Genomic DNA, 7256 nt, shown 5'->3' with positions numbered 1-7256 from the left:
AGCCAATGCGCAGCTGCGGAGAGAGAATAGTGAGCTGCTTCAGCAGATCGTCAGGCGTGACACATGCAAGGAATGGCTTGTCACGCTCTGCCGCGAGGCCGACAGGCGCAGACAGGAGGAGATCACCGCATGGAAAGCACGCCATGTCGTCCAGTGCGATAGGGCCAGGAGAGATCTGGACCTGCTGAAGGCCATCTGGATGCCGCCAGCAAAACTGCCTCGTGAGACACAGGCAGCGATCATGAAATGCAAGCTGACCGGCAATCTTGAAAAAGCCAGATACGTGACGCGGGTCGCTTTGAGGAGGTTGGACGAGGCTGAGGCGGAACGACTGGCAAGGGAGATGAAGAGCGAAAAAGCTGCGCCCGTTGTCGAGTTTCTAGCGCCCTCTCCGGCGAAGGTATCTGGTCGGCTCGAACCTGGATGATCTGGCCCCTCTCAAACACCCAGGTAGGTAAGCATATTGAAACTGTTACATGCGTTTGATGAGAGTCGGGCGAACCTTCACCAAGCCTTGAACCGGGCAAGAAAAAACCTCACACCACTCCATTGAATCTGCATCAACAGAATATAGATTCATAACGCGCCATTATACAAACCGCCTTATCAATCTCTCATACATCGAGGTGCGCGTAGCCAAATCTGAGATAACTGAAATTATTTTGCAACTCGACAAAAACTACTTTCATTCTTGATATTCAGGCTATTTTTCTTGGCCGAAATTTTCCAATCGTCGCCATCTATGCAAGCTTTTATTTTTATCCAGACTGCCAGGCCTCCTGCAGGAACGGAAAATGTCACCGCGTCGCCCAGCTTTTCGCGAACTTTCCTCAACAGGAAGTCGCGTCGTTCTACATAGATACGCCTGGCCTTACGGGCATGTCGGCCGAGCACACCGTTACGGTTCATCAGTGCCATGGCCTGTTCCAAAGGCACGTCGCCCTGACGATCGATCGCCTCGCGCAGTTCTGTCATGCGTTTCAGAATATCTGGCTGAGCAATAACGTAGCCCAGGCGCAATGCCGGTATCGTCAATTTAGAGAGCGAGCCGATATGGATCAGCCGCCGGTCGGCGCCGGCCCGGGCGGCGAGGGGCAGAACCGGGGCACTATCGCAGCGATAATCATGATCATAGTCATCTTCGATGATGAGCAGATCGTGCTGCCTCGCCAATTCAAGCAGTTTCAGGCGCCGTCCGGCTCCGAAAGTGACTGTGGTCGGATATTGATGATGGGGCATGACATACACGGCCCTGATGCGTGGATCGTTCCGCAAAGTCTGCGCTAGACATTCGACATCGAGCCCTTCATGGTCCACCGGAACGCCAACGACGCGAATTCCGCCTTGCAATGCACACAAACCCTGCACGGAGATTGTGAGCTAAGGCGTGGCAACCTCCCGGAGGTGCACGACCGCATAATTTTTATCGGCAAGCATAACGTCAGGTCGCATATGTAAAATAAAAAAATCGTACGCTGATAAAGACCCTGAAAGCAGGGTTAACCAGAAATTACAGATAGAAGGTAAGTGACGCTCGAATACTGCCTCGCACTCTCTGCAGTTCAGGGCCGATCCCACCGAAGCTCCTTGTTTGGCGGTCTACCCTGCGATAAGAGCCTGCTCTAAGCTGCATGCGCGTGCTGTTAGCGAAGCAGGAGTCAAGCGACGCATTTTTGGTTCGCATTCGATACAATCAATCCTAAAAATTGATCTATATCATGATGCGGGCGTTAGGCGCAGGGGAGCCCCGAGCGCCATGAGGCACTCAAAGATTGAATTAGCCTTAATGAAATGTCAGATGACTTCGAACGAAAGGAAAGTCGATTTAAGAAAATACAGAAATGTATTGCAACAAAAAGCGACTTATCCGGGTCAATATTATATATTTTGCAATTCAGGGAGGATCGCAGTGGTCGCTTATTATAACGGACTTCCAATAGGGGTTCATCTCGATCTTTATGCGTCAGCACTTGTATCTGGCAAGATTCGAATCGGTTATACGGAATACAATATTCGAGACACTCGAAACAACGCACCCGCTTCAGCAGCCGATATGCTGTTTACCGTCACCAATGGTTTGCTGATGTTCGGAGGTTCTCGCATTGAAGGATTTTTCTCCAATCCGTCCATTGACAATGCATTTTTTATAATAACAGATAAAAGTATAATATTCATTAGCACAGACCCGAATGCTTCAGGCTATAGGACCGTACAATACCATAAATCCATATGGGGAACGTCGAACTCGTACATGACTGTTAACAATGTGAGATATAGCTATACGCCTTCCCTCACGGGAATTAATTTCGATTCGATAATCCCCCCAGAGGATATAAACGTCTGTTTTCTCTCTGGAACCATGATAACCACCCAGAACGGTCGCCAGCCTGTCGAAGACATAAAATCCGGGGACATGGTGGCTGTTAATAATTCAACAGGGATCTCGTTCGAGCCAGTAATGTGGGTGGGATCTGCACGGTGTAAAGTCTCTCCAGAGTTGCCCGATGACGAGTCGGGTTACCCCGTGCGTATACAGGCTAATGCTTTTGAAGCGTCAGTGCCAGATGAAGACCTCTTAGTCACATCCGAGCACTGTTTTCTTTTCGATGGTTGCCTCATCCCTATTCGAATGCTCGTTAATGGCTCCACAATCAGATACGAAAAAAAAATCCAGGAGTACGATTATTATCATATAACTACAGAGACGCATTCAATCCTATCGGCAAACAATGCGCCAGCAGAAAGCTATCTGGACACAGGCAACAGTTATAAGTTCGCGGGCAACAAAGGAAAAAAAGGCTGCGCTCTTGATCAGAAGCTCAATTGGGCTGACCATGCAGCAGCCCCCCTCAATACGGATTGTGATTTTGTAAAACCTGTTTTTGAGCGACTTGTGGCACGCGCTCAAAACCTTGGTTTTGAGGCAGGATTTGCATTTAGTAATTCTTCTCTTCAGTTAGATATTCATCTCCGCAGCAGCTGTGGCCGGCGCATTGATCCAATCCGCGCGCAGGGCGAAATTTATGTATTTAATCTTCGTCCCGGTTCCGATGCCTACTGGTTGTGCTCGGGCGCGGCACGGCCATGCGATATGATCGGGCCTTTCTTGGATGATCGACGCAGATTAGGTGTCCTAGTTGGTGATATAACAATTTTTAACAAGAATTCGATGATTCAGTTTCAAGAACACGTCAAGAACCCGCGGTTATTAGGTTGGCACCAGAGCGATGCCCCGTCAATGCGGTGGACAAACGGGGAGGCATTTCTGCCAATAAAATTAGAGGGTGGGCTCGATCCGGTTATTCTATCGATGAGTGTAATTTCGACCATAGATAACATAATTTAGGTGAATAATGATTAAAAAATACCGAACATAATAATAAGAGTGTTATTTGTATTTATTTTAGATAATCAAGAGTTTTATTATCTAAAATAATATTGATTCTAATCTTATGTTCATCGTGTTGTTGAAGAAAATCGGCGAAAGGTACGGTGTTATGCACGACTTCCCAGAGAGAATTCCTATTTTTGTCGAGAACGATTTTATTCATCAAGAAGTAGGTAAAATCCTCATCGAGAGCTCCTGCAGACGGCAGTATAGTCCCGGGGAAGTAATCGTCGTGGAAGGGACAGACAGAAGAATACTGCTATCTATCATTTCTGGATACGTTTCATTGGAGAGAAAGCTAAAAAACGAGGACAGCGTTATATTCGATTTTTCAGGCCCTGGCGCTTTCATAGGATTCGTTGAGCTGGATTTCTACACGTTCACTGCAAGGTGTCTAAGTAGAGTAGATCTTTTCATTATTCCTGCTTCGACGATGAAAAACCTCATGGCGAATTACCTGCCCATAAGAAACTTCATCATGAAAAAAATGAGCCAGAGAATAGCACATCTTAATGACCATGTGGCCTTGCTGGCCAGAGCAAGAGCCAGACAGCGCTTGGCATTATTTCTGCTCGAACGGAGATGGAGTGGAATCAATTATGACCGAGAATCACGTGAAATAACGCTACCTATGTCGCGCACAGATATCGCGAACAATCTCGGCCTGACACAGGAAACCGTAAGCAGAATATTCCGTGATTTCGAAAAGGAGAAAATCATATCAATAAAGAATCATAATTGGATAATTATGGAAAACATTGAGAGCCTCACAATGATATCCTCCTGGCCCTCTACCAAGCTATCGAACTAGCACAGCCCAATAGCCTGGTACCAAAAAGTAAGGATATGATAGTGTTCACAACATATCATATTCGTCTCTTTACGGGTACTATTTAGTCAGCAACCGACACGACACCTTACCGCCGTATCTCGACGAGGCGTGCGGTAGCCGCGTTCAGACCTTTGGGTGAAATCGAAATCTCCATACCCTTTCCGTCAGGGGCAGCCGCTCGGATTTCAATGCGAGACGCTTGGGAAATGTGTGCAAACTGAGCGCTGGAGATGTTGAAGGGAACCACACACCCTGTAGGTAAACAAGTGCTAAAGGCATAGTTTCCGATTTTCTGCCCATCAGCGGTCAATGTTGCGCCTTTCGCCAGAAGGAGACCGAAAGGCATAATTGCGACGCCAGTGACCTGAATTTTGCTTGGGCTAAATTGCAGGGTGAGTATTCGCTGACGGCTCTTCTCATTGATCAGTTGCTGGGCGATTACGCACTGAGAGACCATTCCCGACTTTCGGCAGATCACTTTCCAATCCTGATAAGTTTCATCGAGTGACGATGCTCCGCTAGGCAAAGCATAGCCATCGGTGGCCTGGCCTCCGCTCAAATCTCCTGCTGCAGGCGCCGTTAGCCTCTTGTCGGATGCCTGCCCCGTCCAGGAGCTGGCGATCAAACCAAGGAACCCTATACCCGCTACAGCACCAAGTATGTGTGATCTTCGTAACTTATGCATAACTGGTTCCTTATCTGAAACACGCGGACGAGAAGCTTTAGAAAGCAAGGCTGATATTAGCTTTGGCGCCATTATCTATTGCCTGCACGCCATATTGCCCCGTGTAGTAGATGCCCAGCGTAATCCTGTCTGTTGCCTTGATACCAAACCCAGCATTGATGACAGCAACATCTGCAGCAATGGGCGTCCCGGCCACATCCATATTGGCATCACTAACCCCTGCGAAGTTTAGTCGTGCCGTCGGCGTGGTCAGACCAAAAGCATGGCGGTAGCCGACCATGAACCGGGGGGTCAACAACGTGCGTCCAGCCTGATAAGTGGCGGCAGCCCGGATACCGAACGTCGAGTAAGTCATGCCCGTCGTCATGTCCTGTCCGGCCAGCGCGTCTGGACCGCTTTTCTCACGAAAGCTATTCGTGTGGACATTAACATAGGCGACACCCGCAAAAGGCTCCACGGTAGTCGTACGGGTCTTCATCTTGTACCCGACCTCACCGAACGCCTGGCTTGTTCCTCCAAGATACGAAGCACCAAGACGTGAACCCTGATAGCCGTTGAACGCCACTGTGCGACGAGTGCTCAGCATATTCCAGGTATAAGTAGCTCCAAGACGGACGTTCAGTTTACCCCAATGATTTCCGGCGTAGCCGCCAATTGTGAGGTTGTTGCTATGCCCTGATGACGCCCGGCCATCAGAAACGTTGAATGTCGAGTTGCTATAGCCAAACACACCACCAACACGAGCCGTCTCGAAAACAGGCGTATCTGCCCCCATCAGGAACCCGGCATTCGTATGGTTCATGCTCGCCGCATTGCCGTTGCTATAATTCTTGCCAAGACTGCCATAGGCCTGCGTCCAGAAAACAAGACGATCAGAGTAGCATTGCCCTTTCCGAGAGCCCTTGCGCGTCGCAGCGGTGCGCATGATACCGCTATTGTCGGCACCGTCGCAATCAGCACTATCCAGACGATCGGTCACTGCCTCTCGCGCCAGATACGCATCCTCGATCAAAGCCGAGCGGATCGATGCATGGATCTCACCCGATACTGCATTCAGAGCCTTGCGCGCATCATCCTTGTCCAGACCGGTGAGCACCTGCACCACAGGATTAGTCTCCGGCAGTTTGTCGAGCGCAAGACCAGCCGCCAGCTCGTTACGTGCGTTTCCGACCACAGAAAAACTGTTGCCGTTACGGTTAAGCAGAAGATCCACGGCGTTTCCTGAATAGGTCAGGCTTGGCGATAAGAAGAGATACTGATTACCAATATTGCTCGACAGCTGATCGAACCGCCCGGAAATTCCATCGGTCGATTGGATAAGGCGATAAGCCTGGTTGCGGTTGAGTATGGAACCGGTCGGAGCATTGAATGCCACCGTGCCGCCATTGAGATTCACGCTTCCCTGCACATTAACCAGATCGCTCACCAGCCGCTCATAGGTTTTGCCCTGCTCTGTTATGCTGGTTCCGGTCGATTGGCTGGTCGCATCCATATAGAGGGTTGAACCCGGTTCCATCGTCAAATTCCGGTTGATCGTCATGACACCGATCGGCCCGGACCCAGCGGGCGAAAGCACACCACCAGAGCCAATCGTGGTCGCACCCAGTGCACCCGTGCCAGACAGTATACCCCCGTCGCGCGCAGCAAATGTCGCGCTTGTCATTGCTCCGTTGACAGCCAGCTCGCCCTCGACAACATCGACATCACCGTTGAAGCTCGTGTTATCGCGGTTGAAGACGACAGACCCGCGTCCCTGCTTGGTGATCTGTCCGTCACCCGTGAGCGGGTTGTCAAAGTTACCGTCATTCTGCTGGGCAATAATCAGATTGGCATTCTGACCGACATTAACATCTCCGGAGCCGAAGCTTGTTGTCGAGCCCTGAAGACCGCCATTGGTGAGCGTAGTACCGCCCGTGTAGCTGTTATTGTTCCCGAGTGTCGTCGTACCCGTACCGGCCTGAATGAATGCACCCGTACCATCAATTGGTTGGGCCAGATTGACGCCATCGGCATGATTAACGACGAGGCGCCCATTATTGTGGATTGCCGGGCTGCTATCGATGCGCCCCCCCGTTCCCCCATCGCCGAGTTGTAAGGTACCGCCACTGATTGTGGTATCGCCTCGATAGGTTTGATCCTTCGTGATGATCAGGGTGCCTGCATCCGATTTAACGAGCGAAGTACCACCAGAGACATTGCTGTCATTGATGACCGTATCGAGATTAGCCGTGATCGCTGACCCGTTGGTCGTGCCATCACCAACACGAATGGTTGTCGTACCCGTCGTCGCGTACAGATCGTCGCCTGTCACCTTGTAGACACCACCATCGTTATTAGCGAACTGCATGCCA

At 50.2% G+C, this 7256-nt stretch carries 5 protein-coding genes; 2 read left to right on the top strand and 3 right to left on the bottom strand.

Annotation, left to right across the window (positions count from 1 at the left end):
- Positions 1-657 precede the first annotated feature (657 nt).
- Positions 658-1368, bottom strand: a complete 711-nt coding sequence (locus AA105894_RS10795; RefSeq protein WP_267311718.1) for an aminotransferase-like domain-containing protein — start codon at positions 1366-1368, stop codon at positions 658-660.
- Positions 1369-1798: 430 nt separating this feature from the next.
- On the opposite strand from AA105894_RS10795, the gene AA105894_RS10790 reads away from it, so the two are divergent.
- Positions 1799-3346 (top strand): Hint domain-containing protein, encoded by a 1548-nt coding sequence (locus tag AA105894_RS10790; RefSeq protein ID WP_267311717.1) that lies wholly within the window; start codon positions 1799-1801, stop codon positions 3344-3346.
- Positions 3347-3452: 106 nt separating this feature from the next.
- Complete coding sequence (locus AA105894_RS10785; protein ID WP_304500471.1) at positions 3453-4199, top strand: Crp/Fnr family transcriptional regulator; 747 nt, start codon at positions 3453-3455, stop codon at positions 4197-4199.
- Positions 4200-4305: 106 nt separating this feature from the next.
- Here the strand turns inward: AA105894_RS10785 and AA105894_RS10780 are convergent, their stop codons facing one another.
- Positions 4306-4905 carry an invasion associated locus B family protein gene (locus tag AA105894_RS10780; protein ID WP_267311716.1) on the bottom strand — a complete coding sequence of 200 codons (600 nt, stop codon included), beginning with the start codon at positions 4903-4905 and terminating at the stop codon, positions 4306-4308.
- 37 nt (positions 4906-4942) lie between these two features.
- Positions 4943-7256: autotransporter outer membrane beta-barrel domain-containing protein (locus tag AA105894_RS10775; RefSeq protein ID WP_267311715.1), on the bottom strand; the 2314-nt coding region annotated here is incomplete at its 5' end.

Origin of the sequence: Asaia spathodeae NBRC 105894, assembly GCF_025994195.1 — a bacterium.
In the GTDB taxonomy this organism is placed as follows: Bacteria; Pseudomonadota; Alphaproteobacteria; order Acetobacterales; family Acetobacteraceae; genus Asaia; species Asaia siamensis.
Note: the sequence above shows the minus strand (reverse complement) of the source record. Positions and strands in the feature narration are given on the sequence as shown.